Raw genomic sequence first — 20,630 nt, forward strand, 5'->3', positions numbered from 1 at the left:
CCGATTTATGTAGGGCATAAGGTTCTGGGTATGGCCGGTTTCAACTGTTTGGAACACGGCCGTCAACCGTGCTGGAATTCAACGAACTAGCTAGTAGCACCGCCGAGAGGTTGTTGGTCGAGTGAGGCGAAGCATCGCAAGCCCCGCGGATGAACCCGCGCGCGGCAACTTCACCCCGCCGCCGCGAGCGGCCGCGTCGCCCGTCGACGTGCCCGTGGACCCGCCCGCGAGCAGCGGGAGCAGCAGCAGGTTCTCGCCCCGCAACTGGCGTGTGCCGACCCGTCTGAACGCCATTCTGCTCGTGCCGGCCCTCGTGGGCCTGGTCATGGGTGGCTTCCAGGTGAAGGGTTCCATCGACACCTGGAACGAGGCCCAGGACGCCGAGAAGATAGCCACGGTCGTCCAGGCGGCCTCGGGCTACAGCCAGGCACTGCTCAACGAGCGTGACCTGACCGCCGAGCCCCTCCTGAACGGCCAGACGAAGGACCCGAAGGTCCTCAAGGCCTACGCGGACACCACCGCGGCCAAGGAGAAGTTCGACAAGGCAGTCCAGGACATGCCGAAGAACCTCGGCCTGGAGCGACGCCTGGACCTCTTCCGCGCGGAGGAGCCCAAGCTGGACGCCGTACGCGACAAGGCGTACCAGGCGGCCATCGAGAGCCCCAAGAAGGATCTGCCCAGGACGGCCGGGCCCATCCCGACCGAAGAGGGCTATGTGCTGGTCCAGCACTACCTCATGCAGTTCGCGAACGAGCTCGGTCTCGGCACCGGCAACGTGACCTCGTACGGACGCATGGTCTACGCGATCCAGCTGGCCAAGGCGGCGAACTCGCTGCAGCGCGCCGTCGGTACGCACCTGCTGGTGCGCCCGAGCGCCGACGAGAACACCCGCAAGGCCCAGCTCGTCGCCTTCTCCTCCTACGCCTACCTCGAAGAGATCGCCATCGGCGAGTACGTCGCGGCGGGTACCGAGGACGACGTGAACCGCCTCAAGGCGGTCATGGCCAAGAAGTCCGAGGACGGCGCGGCGAAGATCGCCGAGGCGAAGCACCAGGCCGAGCAGGCCGGGGTCCGCTTCATACCCCCGCCCACGATCCAGGACTCGGCGCTGCTCGGCATGACCGACGCGATCGCCAACAGCGAGAGCAAGAAGAAGCTCTCCGAGACCGGGTCGACCCCCGCCTTCTGGCAGGCCGCCGCCACCGCGAAGTTCGACGGTTACGACGAGGTCGAGAAGGAACTCCTCGACAAGGCCGTCAAGGACGCCGTCGCGGTCTCCGACGACGCCCGCACCGACGCGATCGTCAACGGCGCCATCGTGGTCGTGGCCCTGCTCGCCGCCTTCATCCTGGCCGGCATGATGGCCCGCCAGATGGGCCGCGCGATGGCCCGCCTGCGCTCCGCCGCCTTCGACATCGCCGAGCAGCGCCTGCCGATGCTCGTCGACCAGCTCTCGCGCACCGACCCCGGCAAGGTGGACACCCGTGTCCACCCGATCCCCATCGACTCCCAGGACGAGATCGGCGAGGTCGCACGCGCCTTCGACCAGGTCCACCGGGAAGCCGTACGGCTCGCGGCCGAGCAGGCTCTCCTGCGAGGGAACGTCAACGCGATCTTCACCAACCTCTCCATGCGCAACCAGTCGCTGATCGAGGGCCAGCTGACCCTCATCACCGACCTGGAGAACAACGAGGCCGACCCGGACCAGCTGGAGAACCTCTTCCGCCTGGACCACCTGGCCACCCGTATGCGCCGTAACGGCGAGAACCTCCTCATCCTCGCGGGCGAGGAGCCGGGCCGCCGCTGGGACCAGCCGGTCCCGCTCGTCGACGTGCTGCGCGCCGCCTCCTCCGAGGTGGAGCAGTACGAGCGCATCGAGCTCTCGGGTGTCTCGGACGCCGAGATCCACGGCCAGGCCGTGACCGACCTCGTGCACCTGCTCGCCGAGCTCCTGGAGAACGCCACCACGTTCTCCTCGCCGCAGACCAAGGTCCGTGTCAACGCCACGCGTCTGCCCGACGGCCGCGTGATGGTCGAGATCCACGACAAGGGCATCGGCCTCACCGCCGAGGACTTCGCGGACATCAACCACAAGCTGGCCAACCCGCCGACCGTGGACGCCGCGATCTCGCAGCGCATGGGTCTGTTCGTGGTCGGCCGGCTGGCGGACCGCCACAGCATCCGCGTCCAGCTGCGCCCCTCGGGCGAGGCAGCCGGTACCACCTCGCTGGTCATGCTCCCCGACGCCATCACCCACGGTGGCGGTGGCGAGGGCATTCCGGACGACGACTTCACCGTCTCGCAGATCATCCCGGAGCAGCAGGCCCAGCTGGCTCCCCCGCTGCGCACCGCCGCCGAGCTCGGCTTCGACGACTCGCGGTACGACCAGCAGGGCGCCGACGGCCTCCCGGCCGACCCGGTCGGCCGGTCCCTGGGACAGCAGGAGCGCCGGGCCGCGCTGGCGGCCCAGGTGGGTTACCCGCAGGAACAGCAGCAGGGCTACGGCCAGGAGTATCCGGAACCCCAGCCGGAGCACGGGTACCAGGAGTACCAGGGCTTCGAGCAGCAGTCCGAGCAGGCCTACGACACCTCCTACGAGGCACAGCAGGCTCAGCAGGCACAGCAGGGCTACGAGGCGTACCCGCAGCAGGGCTACGGCTATACGGAAGACGGATATCCGGATCCGCAGCCGGCCACGCAGGGCTACGACAACGGCTTCGAAGCCGGGTCGGGACAGGCCGAATGGCCCGAACAGAACACGTATCCGGCTGCCTACCAGCAGGATTACGGGACTGAATCGGAATCCCCGGCCGTCCCCGAACCGGCTCCGGAGCGCGTAGGCTTCGACCGTCCGGGTGCCGCTGCCGACACCGGTCACACGATGACCGGAGCGGGCCTGCCGCGACGCGGCAGCCAGCAGCAGTGGCCGCCCGGGAAGCAGGAAACGGAGTCCACCGGATCCCTCTTCGAACAGCGGTCGCCGCGTCAGCAGCAGCCCGCCGAACCGGAGCGGGCCCCGGAGGAAACTGAAGGTTCCGCCGCCTGGCGTTCGCGCAACGACGAACGCTGGCAGCAGGCCGGAAAGCTCCGTGAGCCGAAGGCGGGCGGGGTCACCCCGTCCGGTCTCCCTCGGCGAGTGCCCAAGGCCAACCTGGTCGAGGGCGCAGCGGAGACGACCCCGCAGGGCGGCCCCCAGGTCTCCCGCGCTCCGGAGGACGTCCGCGGCAGGTTGAGCAACCTGCGGCGCGGTGTCCAGCAAGGACGCAGCGCGGGTTCTGAGCAGTCAAGTAACAGCTATGACCAGGAGCGTTAGTGTGAGCCCGATGAGCCAGGCGGCACAGAACCTGAACTGGTTGATCACCAACTTCGTGGACAACACCCCTGGGGTGTCCCACACGGTGGTGGTCTCCGCCGACGGCCTTCTTCTGGCGATGTCCGACGGATTTCCGCGGGACCGCGCCGATCAGCTGGCGGCCGTGGCCTCCGGACTGACCTCGCTGACCGCCGGTGCCTCCCGCATCTTCGAGGGTGGCGCCGTCAATCAGACCGTGGTCGAGATGGACCGAGGGTTCCTCTTCCTCATGTCCGTCTCGGACGGATCCTCGCTGGCCGTACTGGCGCACCCCGAGTGCGACATCGGCCTCGTCGGCTACGAGATGGCCCTTCTGGTGGATCGCGCGGGCAGTGTCCTCACTCCGGATCTGCGCGCCGAGCTGCAAGGAAGTCTGCTCAACTAGCAGACAGGCAGTGCGTTTCGCGCCATCGCACCATAGGGTGCGGTGGCGCGGTTCCACAGGGAGTACTGCGTACTTGGAGTCGGAGGAGGACACGTGACAACACCCGGAGGACATCCTTATGGCGGCGCGCAGCAGCCGCAGGGTGGGCACGACCAGAACCGCTTCAACTTTCCCTCCGCGCCCAGCCGCCCTGTGCCGGAGCAGCATCCCTATCAACAGCAGCAGTACGGACAGCCCCAGATGCCTCAACAGCAACCGCCGCCGCGCGCCGCGCGGCAGCCTGCTCCGAAGGCCCACAACCCGCTGGTGCGTCCGTACGCGATGACCGGCGGCCGTACTCGGCCGCGCTACCAGCTCGCCATCGAGGCGCTGGTCAGTACCACGGCGGATCCCGCTCGTCTGCAAGGGCAGTTGCCCGAGCACCAGCGCATCTGCCGCCTGTGCCAGGAGATCAAATCCGTAGCGGAGATCTCGGCACTTCTCTCCATTCCTCTTGGTGTCGCCCGCATCCTCGTAGCCGACCTGGCGGAGGCGGGCCTTGTCGCCATTCACCAGCCCGGCGGCGACGAGTCTGCCGGTGGCCAGCCAGACGTGACACTGCTCGAAAGGGTGCTCAGTGGACTTCGCAAGCTCTAACGGCGGAGCGGCTCCCCGCTCCACCACCTCCGCGAAGATCGTGGTGGCGGGCGGCTTCGGCGTGGGCAAGACCACGTTCGTGGGCGCGGTCTCCGAGATCAACCCGCTGCGCACCGAAGCCGTGATGACCAGCGCCTCGGCCGGGATCGACGACCTCACCCACACCGGTGACAAGACGACCACCACCGTCGCCATGGACTTCGGCCGCATCACGCTCGACCAGGACCTGATCCTGTACCTCTTCGGTACCCCGGGCCAGGACCGCTTCTGGTTCATGTGGGACGACCTGGTCCGCGGCGCCATCGGCGCCATCGTCCTCGTCGACACGCGCCGCCTCGCCGACTGCTTCCCCGCCGTCGACTACTTCGAGAACAGCGGCCTGCCGTTCGTCATCGCCCTCAACGGCTTCGAGGGCCACCAGCCCTACACGCCGGAGGAAGTCCGCGAGGCCCTGCAGATCGGCCCGGACGCCCCCATCATCACCACCGACGCCCGCCACCGCGCGGACGCCAAGAGCGCGCTCATCACGCTCGTCGAGCACGCCCTCATGGCGCGCCTGCGGTAGCAGCCCCGCCGCACCCGACAGGCCCCTGTGTCGTACGACGCGGGGGCCTTCGCCATGCCACGGGTGTCCGGAGCGCCGGCCCCGCCGTCTGCTGGGCGCCTGTGCGGCTGCGCGCGGCCCCGCGGCCCTCGGCAGGGGACGACGGGTACGCGGAAGGCCCCGCAACCCTGGAGAGGGGTGCGGGGCCTTCGGGGCTCGGGAACTCAGCCCTGCCAGCTGTGCGGGGCGCGGAAGCCGGGCGTGCGCTCCAGGCGGCGCCAGCCGGCCTGGCCGGGCACGCGCGCCGGGGTCGCCTCGGGCGTGGCGGCGGCGCGGGCGAGCAGGATCGCGGTGATCGCGGCCAGCTCCTCGGGGGCGGCGTTGCCCTTTTCGACGCGCAGCAGGGTGTCAGTGGCGGTGGTCATGTGGTGGCAGGTCTCCTTCGCGGTTACTGCGGCGGGTTGCCGTGCTTGCGGGACGGCAGATCGGCGTGCTTGTTGCGGAGCATCGCGAGGGCGCTGACGAGCACCTCGCGGGTCTCGGCGGGGTCGATGACGTCGTCGACGAGGCCGCGCTCGGCCGCGTAGTACGGGTGCATCAGTTCGGCCTTGTACTCCTTGACCATGCGCACGCGCATGGCCTCGGGGTCCTCGGCGTCCGCGATCTGCTTGCGGAAGATGACGTTGGCCGCGCCCTCGGCGCCCATCACGGCGATCTCGTTGGTCGGCCAGGCGTAGGTGATGTCCGCGCCGATGGACTGGGAGTCCATGACGATGTACGCGCCGCCGTAGGCCTTGCGCAGGATCAGCGAGATCCGCGGGACGGTGGCGTTGCAGTACGCGTACAGCAGCTTGGCGCCGTGGCGGATGATGCCGCCGTGCTCCTGGTCGACGCCCGGCAGGAAGCCGGGGACGTCCAGCAGCGTGATGATCGGGATGTTGAAGGCGTCGCACATCTGGACGAAGCGCGCGGCCTTCTCGGAGGCCTCGATGTCCAGGACACCGGCCAGGTGGCCGGGCTGGTTGGCGACGATGCCGACGACCTGGCCGTTCATCCGGGCCAGGGCGCAGATGATGTTGCGGGCCCAGCGCTCGTGGATCTCCAGGACGTCGCCCTCGTCGACGAGCTCCTCGATGACCTTGAGCATGTCGTAGGGGCGGTTGCCGTCGGCGGGCACCAGGTCCAGGAGGACCTCGCTGCGCCGGTCGGCCGGGTCGCTCGTCTCGTGGACCGGCGGGTTCTCGCGGTTGTTGGAGGGCAGCATCGAGATGAGGTAGCGGACCTCGGAGATGCAGGTCTCCTCGTCGTCGTACGCGAAGTGCGCGACGCCGGAGGTCTCGGCGTGCACGTCGGCGCCGCCGAGGCCGTTCTGGGTGATCTCCTCGCCGGTCACCGCGCGGACCACGTCCGGGCCGGTGATGAACATCTGCGAGGTCTCCCGGACCATGAACACGAAGTCCGTCAGGGCCGGGGAGTAGGCGGCGCCACCGGCGCAGGGGCCCAGCATGACCGAGATCTGCGGGATGACGCCCGAGGCCTTGGTGTTGCGCTGGAAGATGCCGCCGTAGCCGGCGAGCGCGGAGACGCCCTCCTGGATACGGGCGCCGGCGCCGTCGTTCAGGGAGACCAGCGGAGCACCGGCCGCGATGGCCATGTCCATGATCTTGTGGATCTTCGTGGCGTGGGCCTCGCCCAGCGCGCCGCCGAAGATACGGAAGTCGTGCGCGTAGACGAAGACCGTGCGGCCCTCGACCGTGCCCCAGCCGGTGATCACACCGTCGGTGTAGGGCTTCTTGTTCTCCAGGCCGAACCCGGTCGCCCGGTGCCTGCGCAGCTGCTCGACCTCCCTGAAGGAACCTTCGTCCAGCAGCAGCGCGATGCGCTCACGGGCGGTCAGCTTGCCCTTGGCGTGCTGCGTCTCGGTCGCACGGTCGCTGGGGCCGCGCCTCGCCTGCTCACGCAGGGAGTGCAGCTCGGCCACGCGCCCGCGGGCGTCCGTCGGCTCGCTCGGGGTCTGGTCCACAACGGTCATGTACCGACCTTACGAAGATCGCGATGAAAAACCTCCGTTCATTCCGCACAGTCTCGGGAGTCTTCCGCTGTCCGGCCCGCACAGTACGCCCGACGGATGTAAGGACTCCGCCAGACGGGGCAGTCGCCCTTTGTGGGACTTTCACAAAAAGCCCTGACACCCCACCCAGATGTTGAAATTTGAACGGAATGGGTCTAGCGTCGTTCCCGTTGAAGTCGTTGAACATTCAACAGAATATTCCGACCGAGCAGGACACCCCCCAAGGAGCACGTCATGGGTCTCTTCACCCGCCGCAACCAGAACGTGAACGTCCAGGACGGCGCCGCCGTCGCCACCCTGACCGTGGACCCGGCGCTCGCCGCCCTCACCGGTGACTACGTCATCGACCCCGCCCACAGCAGCATCGGCTTCACCGTCCGCCACGCCATGGTCACCAACGTCCGCGGTGCCTTCACCGAGCACGAGGGGACCCTGCACCTGGACGGCGCCGACCCGGCCCGCTCCACCGCCTCCATCGACATCAAGATCGCCTCCGTCGACACCGGCATCGCCGACCGCGACGGTCACCTGCGCAGCGGCGACTTCTTCGACGCGGAGACCTTCCCGCTGATGACCTTCCGCTCCACCGAGGCGCGTCAGCTCGGCGGGGACACCTACCGCATCACCGGTGAGCTGACCATCAAGGACGTCACGCGCCCGCTCTCCATCGACCTGGAGTTCAACGGCTCGGCCACCGACCCCTACGGCAACGAGCGCGTCGGTTTCGAGGGCTCCACCGAGATCCAGCGCTCCGACTGGGGCCTGACGTGGAACGCCGCCCTGGAGGCCGGCGGTGTGATGGTCAGCGACAAGGTGAAGCTGACCTTCGACATCTCGGCCATCAAGCAGGCCTGACGGTCGACCTCACGGACGCCCGGAACCGGGGGCGGTCAGAAGCCGCCCCCGCCGTCGAAGCCGCCACCCCCGTCGAACCCACCGCCGCCGAAGTCCCCGCCACCGAAGTCGGACGGGTCGAAGTCGGCGCCGGAGAAGTCACCGCCCTCGAAGCCGCTGCCCGTGCCGCCGCCGAAGTCGGAGGCGTAGGCGGGGCTCGACATCATCGAACCGAGCATCGTGCCCACCAGCAGGCCGGGCAGGATGCCGCCGCCGAAGTACCCGCCGGCCCAGGGACCGTACGCCGGGCCGGCGTCGTAGTACGGCCGCGGCCCCCGTTCGGTGTCCACCGTGCGGACCGCCGGGTCCTGGCCGTCGCGCAGTCGTACGGCGTCCGCCGTGCAGACCGGCACGGTACGGGCCGCCCCGGCGGCCGGAGCCCAGGTGGCGTCCTCGGTGCTCGGCCCGTGACGCGGGTCGAAGAAGCAGGGCGAGCGACGCTCGGGCAACGGCCTGCCCTGCCGGCGCGCGTCGAGGGTGGCCAGCGCGAAGCGCCCGTCCTCCAGCGCCTGGGTCACGCCCTTGACCTCGTCGGGGCGCTGCACCGAGGCCATGATCCGCTTGGCCTTCTCGTACGAGTCGAGCCCCTGCTCGTAGTCCGCCCGCATGGCGTCGTCGGCGCCGGGCTCGCCCGGGTGGAAGTCGAGCCGTTCGAGCTCCTCGCCGAAGGCCGTGATGTCCTCGTCGACGACCACGCTCAGCCGGGCGAGCGCCTCGCGCCGGACCTCCTCCTTCTTCTTCCGGTTGCGGCGGACCAGCGCGTACGCACCGCCGCCGCCCACCACGGCCACCGCACCGAGGGCGATCAGCCCGCCGACCGGGGCCCCCTGCTCGGCTCCGGTGGTGCCCCATGAGGCGGGGGCGCTGCCCTGGACCTGGGTCAGGGCCTGGTCCACGAAGTTGTCGAGCTGGGTGTTCGCGTCCACCGGCGCGCCGGTCTTCACGGCCTCGGTGAGGTTGCGTACGGCGTTGTTCGGCATGACCGCCTTGTCGGCGCCCGCGTCGAAGCCGTCGCCCAGCCGGATCGCGTAGAGCCCGGTGATCCCGGTCTCGGCCCGGACGGCACCCAGCACCTTGTCCGCGGGGAACTCGGCGGTGGCCGGCAGCACGGCCACGAACACCGGCTTCCCCGCGTCCTTGATCTTCTTCGCGAGCGCGTCCGCCTGCGCCGTGGACAGCTGTGCCTCGGCCCCGGGGGCGACGTAGACCGGCCCCTGCTTCAGAGCCTCCGCCACGCCGGAGACCCCGTCGGCCGCGGACGCCTGGGGCGCGGCCACCAGTGCGGTCGCCGACAGCCCCAGCAGCAGACCGGACAGCAGCGCTCCGAAGCGTATGGACATCAGCCTGGTCTTCATATCGAAGACGCTACCGGAACCGATACTTTCCCGTGTGAGCCGGACATAAGGACCTCGCCGGGCATGGCCCGGCGAGGCGGGGTCGCGGGTCGCGGGTCGTGGTTCGCGGGTTACTCGGCCGGTTCGACGCCCGCGTGCAGCAGGCCGTAGGTGAACGCGTCCTCCAGGGCCTGCCAGGACGCCGCGATCACGTTCGGGGCCACGCCGACCGTGGACCACTCGCGCTCGCCGTCGGTGGTGGCGATCAGCACGCGGGTCGTGGACTCCGTACCGTGCGTGCCTTCCAGGATGCGGACCTTGTAGTCGACGAGCTCGAACTTGGCGAGCTGCGGGTAGAACCGCTCCAGCGCCACCCGCAGCGCCCGGTCCAGCGCGTTGACCGGGCCGTTGCCCTCCGCCGTGGCGACGATGCGCTCGCCCTTGGCCCACAGCTTGACCGTGGCCTCGTTGGCGTGGGTGCCGTCCGGGCGGTCCTCGATGATCGCCCGCCAGGACTCGACACGGAAGTACTTGCGGGCGCGGCCCTCGGCCTCGGCGCGCAGCAGCAGCTCGAAGGAGGCGTCGGCGGCCTCGTAGGTGTAGCCCTTGAGCTCGCGCTCCTTGACCCGCTCCACGACCCGGGAGATCAGCGCGCGGTCCCCGCCCAGCTCGACGCCGAGCTCCTTGCCCTTGAGCTCGATGGAGGCGCGGCCGGCCATGTCGGAGACCAGCATCCGCATGGTGTTGCCGACCCGCTCGGGGTCGATGTGCTGGTAGAGGTCGGGGTCGACCTTGATGGCCGAGGCGTGCAGGCCCGCCTTGTGCGCGAAGGCGGAGACGCCGACGTAGGGCTGGTGCGTGGAGGGGGTGAGGTTCACGACCTCGGCGATGGCGTGCGAGATCCGGGTCATCTCGGCGAGCGCCCCGTCGGGGAGCACCTTGCGCCCGTACTTGATCTCCAGGGCGGCGACGACGGGGAAGAGGTTGGCGTTGCCGACGCGTTCGCCGTAGCCGTTCGCCGTGCACTGGACGTGGGTGGCGCCCGCGTCCACCGCGGCCAGTGTGTTGGCGACGGCGCAGCCGGTGTCGTCCTGGGCGTGGATGCCCAGACGGGCGCCGGTGTCGGCGAGGACGGTGGCGACGGTCGCGGTCACCTGGGCGGGCAGCATGCCGCCGTTGGTGTCGCAGAGGATGACCACGTCGGCGCCGGCCTCGTGGGCGGCGCGGACGACGGACTTGGCGTACTCCGGGTTGGCCCGGTAGCCGTCGAAGAAGTGCTCGCAGTCGACGAAGACGCGGCGGCCCTGGGCGACCAGGTGGGAGACGGTGTCGCGGACCATCTCCAGGTTCTCGTCGAGCGTGGTGCGCAGGGCGAGTTCGACGTGGCGGTCGTGGGACTTGGCGACGAGCGTGATGACCGGGGCGCCGGATTCCAGCAGGGCCCGCACCTGCGGGTCCTGGTCGGCGGAACCGCCCGCGCGCCGGGTCGCGCCGAAGGCGACCAGCTGGGCGTTCTTGAAGGAGATCTCCGCACGGGCGCGGGAGAAGAACTCGGTGTCACGGGGGTTGGCGCCGGGCCAGCCGCCCTCGATGAAGCCCACTCCGAAGTCGTCCAGGTGCCGGGCGATCGTCAGCTTGTCGGCGACCGTGAGGTTGATGCCCTCACGCTGGGCGCCGTCACGCAGGGTGGTGTCGAAGACGTGGAAGCTGTCGTCCAGGCCTTCTGACAACACAGTTGCCGCCTCTGGTGTCGTCGTCATGCTGATCTGACTCCTGTCGGATGAGTGGTTCCGGATGCCCGCCGAAGGGGGCAGGCCGCCGTCACTGCCCCCATCATCGCGCGCGGTCGGGTCCCGGCACGGATGGTCCGGGAAACGAAAAAACCTCTCGCGGGTAGCGAGAGGTCTGCGCGCGGGTCCGAGGCACGGTGGCCGCTTCCGCGAAGTTCTTCCGCGGTTCAGCGGCCACTGGGGACCGGCGCGCTGCTGGCGATAATCATGAGCTGAGCAGGCACGGCGGCAGTCTGCCACACCGCTCGCCGCGGATGGACAGGCATCTCAGCATGCGGGCAGCGCGACCGTGACGGGTGTCGCGCCGATGCGGGGGCTACGTCCGGGGAGCGAGGGTCTCCGTCAGGAATTCCCGCACGTGGGCGAGGATCGCCGGTCGGTCGACCGTCGGCAGGCCCACCGCCAGCTGGATGCTGAATCCGTCGAGCAGGGCCCGGATCCGGGTCGCCACGCGTTCGGCGTCGACCGGACGGAACTCCCCGCGCGAGATGCCCTCGGCGAGGAGGGCCACCAGGTCGCGGTGCCAGGCGCCCTCGATGGCCGCCTGCCGGTCGCGCTCCTGGGGGCCGGCGTTCTGGGAGCGGTTCCAGACCTCCAGCCACAGCGTCCAGTGCGGGTCGCGGGGCTGCGTGGGCACGTAGAGGTCCACGTACGCCCGCAGGCGCTCGGCCACCGGACCGCGGCGGGCGAGCAGGGCCCGCCGCTCGCCGCCCAGCTCCGCCTCGCTCCACTCCAGGGTCTGCAGCAGGAGCTCGTCCTTGCTGCGGAAGTAGTAGAGGAGGTGGCCGCTGCTCATGCCGACCTCGCGGCCCAGTCCGGCCATGGTCAGGCCTTCCAGGCCGCGCTCGGCGATCGTGGCCATGGCGGCGACGAGTACGTCCTCGCGCGGGGGCGCGTTCTTCCGCGCCGCGCGTACCGGTACTCCACCCGCCACCATGGACCCACTCCTTGTCGGTCGGCTGCCGGTCGTCTGCGGATCAGACCTTCGGCTGCTGCTGGGTGATGCAATGGATGCCGCCACCCCCGGCGAAAATCGTACGTGCGTCGACGAGGGTCACGGTCCGCTCGGGGAACAGTCCGCGGAAGATCTCGGCGGCCTCCTCGTCACGCGGGTCGTCGAAGGCGCACAGCACGACACCGCCGTTGCACAGGTAGTGATTGATGTACGAGTAGTCCACCCACTCACCGTCCTCCTCCAGCACGGTCGGCGCCGGGATCTCCACGACCTCCAGCTGCCGCCCGCGGGCGTCGGTGGACGCGCGCAGGATGGCCGCGATGGTCTTGCAGCGCTCGTGGTCCGGGTGGGCCGGGTCGGGCTGGGTGTGGACCATGACGACGCCGGGGCGGGCGAAGGCCGCGACGATGTCGACGTGACCCTGGGTGCCGTAGGTGCCGTAGTCGCCGGCCAGACCGTACGGCAGCCAGATCGCCTTGGTGGTGCCGAGGTGCGCGTGGATCTCGGCCTCCACCTGTTGGCGGGTCCAGCCGGGGTTGCGGCCCTCGCCGAGCTGGACGGTGTCGGTGAGGAGAACGGTGCCCTCGCCGTCGACGTGGAGGGCGCCGCCCTCGTTGACGAGTTCGGTGCTGTAGGTGCGGGTGCCGATCACGTCCGAGACGTGGCGGGCGATCTTCGAGTCGTGGTCCCAGCGGGCCCACTCCTGGGCACCCCAGCCGTTGAAGGTCCAGTCGACGGCGGCGAGCTCGCCGGCGTCGTTGGTGACGAAGGTCGGGCCGATGTCGCGCATCCAGGCGTCGTCGAGTTCCTGCTCGACCAGCTGTACGTCGTCCCCGACGACGGCGCGGGCGCTCTCCGCGTCGCCGGGCGAGACCACGAGGGTCACCGGCTCGTACGCGCGGACGGCGCGGGCTACGGCGCCCCAGGCCTCGCGGGCCTCGGCGAGCTCCTGCGCGTTGGTGAAGGTGGGGTTGGGGCTGGGCCAGGCCATCCAGGTGCGCTCGTGGGGCGTCCACTCGGCGGGCATCCGGAAGCCGTCGTTCACAGGCTTGGTCATGGCAGGCAGATCCTTACGGGCGGTGCTGACTTACAGGAAGTACAGGCGGTTGAGGGAGACCGATTCGGCAGCTTCGGAGCGCAGCGGTTCCCCGTCGAGGGAGACCAGTCCGCTGCGCGCGTCCACATCGACCGCGCCCACCCGGGAGTTGAACAGGAGGTCCTTGGGGCCGATCCCCCGGGTGCCGCGGACGGCCACGCGGCGTCGGCGGGTCGGCATCGCATCGCTGCCGAGGGCCGCGGCCGCGGCGGAGACGAAGGCGACGGAGATGTCGGCGGCCGTGGCCCCGTACGAGCCGAACTGCGGGCCGAGGACGAGCGGTTCGCAGGTGTCGGTGGCGGCGTTGGGGTCGCCGGTGACTCCGTAGGCGGGGAAGCCGGACTTCAGCACGAGTTGGGGCTTGGCGCCGAAGAACTGCGGTCGCCACAGGACGATGTCGGCGAGTTTGCCGACCTCGATGGAGCCGATCTCGTGGGCGAGTCCGTGGGCGAGGGCGGGGTTGATGGTGAGCTTGGCGATGTAGCGCAGGACGCGGGCGTTGTCGTCGCCCTCGCCGTCGCCGTCCATCGGACCGAGTTCGCCCTTCATCTTGGCGGCCATGGCGAAGGTCCGGCGGATCGTCTCGCCCGCGCGGCCCATGCCCTGGGCGTCGGAGGAGGTGATGCCGATCGCGCCGAGGTCGTGGAGGACGTCCTCGGCGCCCATGGTCCCGGCGCGGATCCGGTCTCGGGCCATGGCGGCGTCGCCGGGCAGGTCGGGCTTGAGGTCGTGGACCGAGACGATCATGCCGTAGTGCTCGGCGACCGCGTCCCGCCCGAACGGCAGCGTGGGATTGGTGGAGGAGCCGATGACGTTCGGTACGCCCGCCATCTTCAACACGTTGGGAACATGACCGCCGCCACAGCCCTCGATGTGGAAGGCGTGGATGGTCCGGCCGTCCAACACCCGCAGGGTGTCCTCGACCGACAGGCACTCGTTCAGCCCGTCGCTGTGCAGGGCCACCTGCACGTCGTGCTCCTCCGCCACCCGCAGCGCGGTGTCCAGGGCCCGGGTGTGCGCGCCCATGTCCTCGTGCACCTTGAAGCCGGACGCGCCGCCCTCGGCGAGGGCCTCGACCAGCGGGGCGGCGTCCGAGGAGGAGCCGCGGGCGAGGAAGCCGATGTTGACGGGCCAGGCGTCGAAGGCGTTGAAGGCGTGCTTCAGTGCCCACGGGGAGTTGACGCCGACGCCCCAGACGGGGCCGAACTCCTGGCCGATGATCGTGGTGACACCCGCGGCGAGCGAGGCTTCCATGATGCGCGGGGAGAGCAGGTGGACGTGGGTGTCCACGGCGCCGGCGGTGGCGATCAGGCCTTCGCCGGAGACGATCGAGGTGCCGGTGCCGACGACCACGTCGACGCCGTCGAGGGTGTCGGGGTTGCCGGCCCGACCGATCGCGTGGATCCGACCCTCGCGGATACCGATCGACACCTTGCGGATGCCGAGCACGGCGTCGATGACCAGCACGTTGCTGATGACCACGTCGCAGGTCTCGCGGACCGCCGCGGCCTTCAGATGCAGGCCGTCACGGGCCGTCTTGCCGAAACCGGCCAGGAACTCGTCACCCGGCTTCTGCGCGTCGTGCTCCACGCGGACGGTCAGCCCGCTATCGCCGAGTCGCACCCGGTCCCCGGCGCGGGGGCCGAAGACGGACGCGTACTCGTGGGGGTCGATGTGCCGGCTGCCCGGCGCGCAATGATCGCTGTGGGGGGTCTGACGGCTCATGCCCGACCTCCGTCCTCGTGTGCGGCGAAGACGCCGAGGTAGCCGCAGGCCGCCGCGCGACGCAGGGCCTCGTCCTTGGCTCCGGGGGCGTCCAGGGGGCCGTCGACCAGTCCCGCGAAGCCGATCGCGATGCGGTCGCCCCCGATGGGGACGAGGCCCACCTCGCCCTCGCCGTGGGGGTCGAACCGTACGGACGAGCCCGCCGGCACGCACAGCCGCATGCCGTAGGCCGCGGCCCGGTCGAAGTCGAGCCGAGGGTTCGCCTCGAAGAAGTGGAAGTGCGAGGTCACGCTCACCGGAACGGCGGCGGTGTTGCGCACCCGCAGGTGCAGGACCGGCTCGGGCTGGGGGGCGCCGGGGCCGGGGAGGACCGCGCCCGGGGCGTCGTCGCCGAGCGGGACCGCGCCCTGGATGGGGGACGAGACCACCGCGAGGCGGGATCCGTCGTCGAAGACGGCCTCCACGTGGACCTCGGTGACCACGTCGGCGACGCCCGGCAGCACATCGCCGGGACCCAGCACACCGCGGGCCTCCTCGATGGCCTCCGCGAGCCGCTTGCCGTCGCGCGCCGCCTCGCAGACCGTGTCCGCGATCAGCGCGGTGGCCTCCGGGACATTCAGTTTCAGGCCACGGGCCCGGCGGGCCCTGGCCAGCTCCGCAGCGCTGCGGAGCAGCAGCCGGTCGCGCTCCGTAGGAGTCAGCCGCACGCCGATCCACCACCTCTTGAGTCGATGGGTTAGAGCATCACTCTAACTCTTCATTTCCTTGCAGGGAATCATTGACCTGGGGGGCGGCCTTGAGTCACATTGAGTGTCGCTCAAACAAAGCGCAACCACCCCCCGCCCTGCCAAGGGAGTCCCCCCATGCCCATCGAACAGCGCGGAGTCGACACCATCCCCGAGGACGAGCGGACGAGTGGTCCCCGTGACCTGATCTCGATCCTTCTCGGCTCCAACCTCTGCCTCGGTGTGATCGTCTTCGGCTGGCTGCCCCCGTCCTTCGGACTGGGCCTGTGGCCCTCGGTCACCGCCATCGTGACCGGCACGCTCGTCGGTATCGCCTTCACCGCGCCGCTGGCACTCGTCTCCCTGCGCACCGCGACCAACCTCTCGACCTCCAGCGGCGCACAGTTCGGCGTCCGCGGCCGGCTCGTGGGCTCGGTGGTGGGTCTGCTGCTCTCGCTCGGCTACACCGCGCTCACCCTGTGGATCGGCGGCGACGTGATGGTGGGCGTCCTCTCGCGGCTCACCGGGCTGCCGGACACCGGGGCCACGCGAGGCGTGATGTACGGCGTACTCGCCGCGTGCACCGTCGTCGCGGCGGTCTTCGGCTACCGGCTGCTGCTGCGCATGAGCAAGATCCTGGCCATCGGCATGGTGGTGCTGCTGGCCATCGGCCTCTTCGCCTACTCCGGGGACTTCACCACCGCCGCCCCGCCGGACACCGCGTACCTGCTCGGCTCCTTCTGGCCGACCTGGATCCTCGCCGCCGTCGCCGCCGGGCTCAGCGGCCCGGTCGCCTTCATCACCCTGCTCGGCGACTACACCCGCTACATCTCCCCGCACCGGCACAGCTCCCGCAAGGTGCTCTGGGCCACCGGCTTCGGCCTGCTCTTCGGCCTCCTGGTCCCGCAGCTCTTCGGCACCTACACGGCGCTCGCCGCCCGGGCCGGGGCCGAGTACGCCGGCCCGCTGGTGGCGGCTTCGCCCTTCTGGTACCTGGTCCCGCTGCTCGCCGCCGCCGCTGCCGGCTCCGTCGGCAACGCCGGGCTGATGCTCTACTCGATGGGCCTCGACCTCGACGCCATCGTGCCCAAGGCCACCCGGACCACCGCCACCCTGGTCGCGGCGGCCGTCGCCACGGCCTTCGTCTTCATCGGCTCCTTCGAGTGGGACGTGCAGTCCGCGATGACCTCGTTCGTGCTGCTGCTGACCGCGATCGGCACCCCATGGGCCGTGATCACCCTCATCGGTTACGTGCGCTGCCGCGGCCGCTACGACGCCGACGCGCTGCAGGTCTTCAACCGCCGCTCGGTGGGCGGCGTCTACTGGTTCCGCTCCGGCTGGAACCTCGCCGCCACCGCCTCGTGGGCGATCGGCGCCGGCGTCGGCCTGCTCGCCGTGACCACCCCCTTCTACGAGGGCCCGCTGCTCGCCCTCACCGGCGGCGTGGACTGCTCGTTCGTCCTGTCCGGACTGACCGGTGGGCTCGTCTACGCCGCGCTCACCGCCCGCCGCTCCCCCGCCCCGGCCGTGGCGGTCGCCGCCGCCGAGGAGCCGGCGAACGCCTGAGACCACGCCCCGTACGTACGCCACAGGCCCGCACCCCGGACATCCGGGGGTGCGGGCCTGTGGCGTGAGCAGGACGCGCGGGGACTAGCCCAGCGGGTGCATCCAGCCGTGGGTGTCGGCGCTGTGGCCGGTCTGGAGCTCCAGCAGCGCCTTGCGCAGGCGCATGGTGACCTGGCCCGGCTCACCGTCGCCCTGGGTCCAGTTGGCGCGCTCGGACTTCACGGAGCCGACCGGGGTGATGACGGCCGCGGTACCGCAGGCGAAGACCTCGGTGAGGGTGCCGTTCTCGTTGTCGCGCTGCCAGTCCTCGGTGGTCAGGCGGCCCTCCTCGGCGGTGTAGCCGAGGTCGCGGGCGATGGTGAGGAGAGAGTCGCGGGTGATGCCGGGAAGGAGCGAGCCGGTGAGCTCCGGGGTGACGATGCGGTCGCCGTACACGAAGTACAGGTTCATGCCGCCCATCTCCTCGATCCAACGGTGCTCGACGGCGTCGAGCCAGACCACCTGGTCGCAGCCGTGGGACGCCGCCTGGGCCTGCGCGACCAGCGAGGCCGCGTAGTTGCCGCCGGTCTTGGCCGCGCCGGTGCCGCCCTTGACCGCGCGGACGTAGTCCTCGGAGAGCCAGACGGAGACGGGCTTGACGCCACCGGGGAAGTACGCGCCGGCGGGCGAGGCGATGACGATGAAGAGGAACTCGTTCGCCGGGCGGACGCCGAGGCCGACCTCGGAGGCGAACATGAAGGGGCGCAGGTACAGGGAGGCCTCGCCGGAGTCCGGCACCCAGGCACGGTCCTGCTTGATCAGGGCGTCGCAGGCCTCGATGAAGAGCTCGGTCGGCAGCTCCGGCATGGCCATGCGGCGCGCGGAGGACTGGAAGCGCGCTGCGTTGGCCTCGGGGCGGAAGGTGGCCACGGTGCCGTCGGGCTGGCGGTAGGCCTTGAGGCCCTCGAAGATCGTCTGCGCGTAGTGCAGCGTCATGTTCGCCGGGTCGATCGCGAGCGGCGCGTACGGGACCAGCTCGGCATCGTGCCAGCCGCGACCCTCGGTCCACTTGATCGTCACCATGTGGTCGGTGAAGTGGCGGCCGAAGCCGGGGCTGGCCAGGATCGCCTCGCGCTCCGCATCGGACAGCGGGTTCGAGGAGGGCTTGAGCTCGATCGTGGGCGTCGTCATGAGTGCTTGTCCTTCACCGGTTGTGTATGGCGGACCGCGCTCACGGCGTACTAGGACGTCCGAGCTTCCCCGCATTCCGCGGCCTCGCGTTCGATTATCGCGCGCGAGCAGGCTTCGGAGAAGCGGGGAAAGCGGCCCAGGGGAGATGGTGGCACCCGGGGCCGCACAGGTGAAGCCGCCGGGTCCCATTGTGACCCGGCGGCTTCCTGAAGTGGAACTGCCGGGTCAGCCGGCTACTCGAGCGGCGAGGGCATCGCCGATCGCGTCGGTGGAGCGGAAGGTTCCGTCACGCTCCGCCAGGTCGGCGGAGACCGCGTCCTCGATACGGGCGGCCTGGGCCTCGTAGCCCAGGTGACGCAGCAGGAGGGCGACGGAGAGGATCGTCGCGGTCGGGTCGGCCTTGCCGGTGCCGGCGATGTCCGGGGCCGAGCCGTGGACGGGCTCGAACATGGACGGGAAGGCGCCGGTCGGGTTGATGTTCCCGGAGGCGGCGAGGCCGATTCCGCCGGTCACGGCGGCGGCCAGGTCGGTGAGGATGTCACCGAAGAGGTTGTCCGTGACGATGACGTCGAAGCGCTCGGGCTGCGTGACGAAGAAGATCGTCGCGGCGTCGACGTGCAGGTAGTCGGTGGTGACCTCGGGGTACTCCTGGCCGACCTTGTCGAAGATGTTCTTCCACATGTGGCCCGCGTACACGAGGACGTTGTTCTTGTGGACCAGCGTCAGCTTCTTGCGGGGGCGGGCGTTCGCCCGCTCGTACGCGTCACGCACGACCCGCTCGACGCCGTACGCGGTGTTGATGCTGACCTCGGTGGCCACCTCGGCGGGGGTGCCGGTGCGCAGGCTGCCGCCGTTGCCGGTGTACGGACCCTCGGTGCCCTCGCGGACCACGACGAAGTCGATCTCCGGGCGGCCGGCGAGCGGGGTGGCCGTGTTCGGGAACAGCTTCGACGGGCGCAGGTTGATGAAGTGGTCGAAGGCGAAGCGGAGCTTGAGCAGCAGACCGCGCTCCAGCACGCCGGACGGGACCGACGGGTCACCGATGGCGCCGAGCAGGATCGCGTCGTGGTGCTTGAGCTCTTCGAGCTCCGCCTCCGGGAGGGTCTCACCGGTGCGGTGCCAGCGCTGGGCCCCGAGATCGTATTGCTTGGTCTCCAGCTTCACATCCTGGGGCAGGACCGCGGTAAGGACCTTGAGTCCCTGAGCCACGACTTCCTGGCCGATGCCATCACCGGGGATCACTGCGAGATTGATGCTGGTCGACATGACGGAACCGTACTCCGTGTCCCAGCCCTCAGACATTCTGCGTCCACCATGTGGACGTATGCGGGTCCATGTGGACGCAGAACATCTCGGGCGGCGCAGGTCAGTGTCCGGTCGACCCGCCGTTGTCACGGCGGTCGAGGGCGCGCTGCAGAGCGGCGGCGGCGTTCTTGCGGTCGTCGGCCGAGGCGGAGCTGTGGCGGACGCGGCGGGTGGCGGTGGAAGCGGTCATGGTGATCGACTCCTTGAGATCACGGCGTGGCGGGGCCACGGATGAGGGGTTCCTTCAAGGCGCCGGAAGAGGCGGGGAGCGATGCGCCGCAGGGGTTGCCTGCCAGGGGCGCGCGCTCTCGACCGCCATTCGCCTGATCGGCGAGACGTTCGGCTTCTACAAAGCTAGGGCAGGTCCCGTTGTATGTCTCGGCAATTACTCGGGCTTCCTACTATCTGAGACGCGCGGCCCCCCGAAAAGCCCCGCCTCGTGGGTCCGTTTCAGCCCCTGTCGGAGCGAAATTCCCTGATCAGAGCCCATATGGCGAAAGTCGAGGCAGATTCCGCGGTAGTGACGTATCCCACCTGTCTCAGCGGCCCCGTTCGGCCCAGATCGGCGATGTCCACCGCCTCGGTCGTCTCCTTCAGGGGCGGCTCGGGCGTGATCGCCGTACCGAGCCCGCAGCCGACCGTCGTCAGCGCCGCCGCGTCGCCGTCCGCCGTGACCGTCGCCTGCGGGATCCGGTCCTGGGCGCGCACCAGGAGCGGGCGGCGGAGCCGCGGATCTCGTCCCGGTCCATGAGCGGCGGTCCCCTCGGGTCCGCGTGACCGACGGGTGACCGACCGGGTGACCAGCCGTACGCCTCCCGCGCGAGCACCCCGCTTCCCGGCACCTCTTCGAGGCCGTGGACAAGTCCCGTCGCCGGGAAGGGGTATTGGTTCGCAATCACACCAATCACCAGGAGGAGTTGGAGGACTTCCCGGTCCCTCATCCGCGCAGCGGTCGGATCGGCGCCGGCACCACTGTTGTCCAGGGCTTCGACCGGACGGTGGAGGCCTTCCTGGGTATGCTCCGCGGGGACGATCCGGGCAGGATGCCCGTCCGGATCGGCGCCTGATTCCGGCCACCCTTA

19 protein-coding genes are annotated in these 20,630 nt (G+C 70.1%); 7 read left to right on the forward strand and 12 right to left on the reverse strand.

What is annotated here, in order from left to right:
• The first annotated feature begins 121 nt into the window (after window positions 1-121).
• The 4 genes from BCL76_RS24270 to BCL76_RS24285 all read left to right on the forward strand — a co-directional run bounded on the left by BCL76_RS24270 (window position 122) and on the right by BCL76_RS24285 (window position 4,938).
• Window positions 122-3,313 carry a nitrate- and nitrite sensing domain-containing protein gene (locus tag BCL76_RS24270; RefSeq protein ID WP_109781527.1) on the forward strand — a complete coding sequence of 1,064 codons (3,192 nt, stop codon included), beginning with the start codon at window positions 122-124 and terminating at the stop codon, window positions 3,311-3,313.
• A gap of 10 nt (window positions 3,314-3,323) precedes the next feature.
• A complete protein-coding gene (locus BCL76_RS24275) occupies window positions 3,324-3,737 on the forward strand; it encodes a roadblock/LC7 domain-containing protein (protein WP_030037347.1) in 414 nt (137 codons plus the stop codon).
• 93 nt (window positions 3,738-3,830) lie between these two features.
• On the forward strand, window positions 3,831-4,373 hold the full coding sequence (locus BCL76_RS24280; protein WP_030774762.1) for a DUF742 domain-containing protein: 543 nt from the start codon (window positions 3,831-3,833) through the stop codon (window positions 4,371-4,373).
• On the forward strand, window positions 4,354-4,938 hold the full coding sequence (locus BCL76_RS24285) for a GTP-binding protein (protein ID WP_109781528.1): 585 nt from the start codon (window positions 4,354-4,356) through the stop codon (window positions 4,936-4,938). The genes BCL76_RS24280 and BCL76_RS24285 overlap by 20 nt, the downstream gene beginning before the upstream one ends.
• A gap of 203 nt (window positions 4,939-5,141) precedes the next feature.
• Here the strand turns inward: BCL76_RS24285 and BCL76_RS24290 are convergent, their stop codons facing one another.
• Both BCL76_RS24290 and BCL76_RS24295 read right to left on the reverse strand, forming a co-directional pair.
• Window positions 5,142-5,342 (reverse strand): acyl-CoA carboxylase subunit epsilon, encoded by a 201-nt coding sequence (locus BCL76_RS24290; protein WP_030763694.1) that lies wholly within the window; start codon window positions 5,340-5,342, stop codon window positions 5,142-5,144.
• A gap of 23 nt (window positions 5,343-5,365) precedes the next feature.
• Entirely contained in the window at window positions 5,366-6,949 is a 1,584-nt protein-coding gene (locus tag BCL76_RS24295; RefSeq protein WP_030763696.1) for an acyl-CoA carboxylase subunit beta, read from the reverse strand.
• A 273-nt stretch (window positions 6,950-7,222) separates the two neighbouring features.
• Between BCL76_RS24295 and BCL76_RS24300 the strand changes: the two genes are divergently transcribed.
• Window positions 7,223-7,843, forward strand: a complete 621-nt coding sequence (locus tag BCL76_RS24300) for a YceI family protein (protein WP_109781529.1) — start codon at window positions 7,223-7,225, stop codon at window positions 7,841-7,843.
• Window positions 7,844-7,878: 35 nt separating this feature from the next.
• On the opposite strand, the gene BCL76_RS24305 is transcribed toward BCL76_RS24300, so the two are convergent.
• The 6 genes from BCL76_RS24305 to ureA form a co-directional block, all read right to left on the reverse strand.
• Window positions 7,879-9,237, reverse strand: a complete 1,359-nt coding sequence (locus tag BCL76_RS24305) for a hypothetical protein (RefSeq protein WP_181382696.1) — start codon at window positions 9,235-9,237, stop codon at window positions 7,879-7,881.
• Window positions 9,238-9,347: 110 nt separating this feature from the next.
• Window positions 9,348-10,976: a citramalate synthase gene (gene cimA / locus BCL76_RS24310; RefSeq protein ID WP_109781530.1), complete on the reverse strand. Its 1,629-nt coding sequence runs from the start codon at window positions 10,974-10,976 to the stop codon at window positions 9,348-9,350.
• 346 nt (window positions 10,977-11,322) lie between these two features.
• Window positions 11,323-11,943: a TetR/AcrR family transcriptional regulator gene (locus tag BCL76_RS24315; RefSeq protein WP_109781531.1), complete on the reverse strand. Its 621-nt coding sequence runs from the start codon at window positions 11,941-11,943 to the stop codon at window positions 11,323-11,325.
• 40 nt (window positions 11,944-11,983) lie between these two features.
• Entirely contained in the window at window positions 11,984-13,018 is a 1,035-nt protein-coding gene (locus BCL76_RS24320) for an agmatine deiminase family protein (RefSeq protein WP_109781532.1), read from the reverse strand.
• Window positions 13,019-13,048: 30 nt separating this feature from the next.
• Window positions 13,049-14,782: an urease subunit alpha gene (locus BCL76_RS24325; RefSeq protein WP_181382697.1), complete on the reverse strand. Its 1,734-nt coding sequence runs from the start codon at window positions 14,780-14,782 to the stop codon at window positions 13,049-13,051.
• Entirely contained in the window at window positions 14,779-15,489 is a 711-nt protein-coding gene (gene ureA, locus BCL76_RS24330; RefSeq protein WP_109781533.1) for an urease subunit gamma, read from the reverse strand. The genes BCL76_RS24325 and ureA overlap by 4 nt, the downstream gene beginning before the upstream one ends.
• A 156-nt stretch (window positions 15,490-15,645) precedes the next feature.
• Between ureA and BCL76_RS24335 the strand changes: the two genes are divergently transcribed.
• Window positions 15,646-17,073, forward strand: a complete 1,428-nt coding sequence (locus tag BCL76_RS24335; protein ID WP_109781534.1) for a cytosine permease — start codon at window positions 15,646-15,648, stop codon at window positions 17,071-17,073.
• A gap of 84 nt (window positions 17,074-17,157) precedes the next feature.
• Here the strand turns inward: BCL76_RS24335 and BCL76_RS24340 are convergent, their stop codons facing one another.
• The 4 genes from BCL76_RS24340 to BCL76_RS24350 form a co-directional block, all read right to left on the reverse strand.
• Window positions 17,158-18,243 carry a branched-chain amino acid aminotransferase gene (locus BCL76_RS24340; RefSeq protein ID WP_109781535.1) on the reverse strand — a complete coding sequence of 362 codons (1,086 nt, stop codon included), beginning with the start codon at window positions 18,241-18,243 and terminating at the stop codon, window positions 17,158-17,160.
• Between the two features lie 225 nt (window positions 18,244-18,468).
• Window positions 18,469-19,509 (reverse strand): 3-isopropylmalate dehydrogenase, encoded by a 1,041-nt coding sequence (locus BCL76_RS24345; protein WP_109781660.1) that lies wholly within the window; start codon window positions 19,507-19,509, stop codon window positions 18,469-18,471.
• Between the two features lie 100 nt (window positions 19,510-19,609).
• Window positions 19,610-19,738, reverse strand: a complete 129-nt coding sequence (locus BCL76_RS39905; protein WP_257789859.1) for a hypothetical protein — start codon at window positions 19,736-19,738, stop codon at window positions 19,610-19,612.
• 260 nt (window positions 19,739-19,998) lie between these two features.
• Complete coding sequence (locus BCL76_RS24350) at window positions 19,999-20,256, reverse strand: hypothetical protein (protein ID WP_109781536.1); 258 nt, start codon at window positions 20,254-20,256, stop codon at window positions 19,999-20,001.
• A 176-nt stretch (window positions 20,257-20,432) separates the two neighbouring features.
• Between BCL76_RS24350 and BCL76_RS24355 the strand changes: the two genes are divergently transcribed.
• Window positions 20,433-20,615: a hypothetical protein gene (locus tag BCL76_RS24355; RefSeq protein ID WP_181382698.1), complete on the forward strand. Its 183-nt coding sequence runs from the start codon at window positions 20,433-20,435 to the stop codon at window positions 20,613-20,615.
• The last annotated feature ends 15 nt before the right edge of the window (window positions 20,616-20,630 follow it).

Source organism: Streptomyces sp. CG 926 (genome assembly GCF_003148825.1).
In the GTDB taxonomy this organism is placed as follows: Bacteria; Actinomycetota; Actinomycetes; order Streptomycetales; family Streptomycetaceae; genus Streptomyces.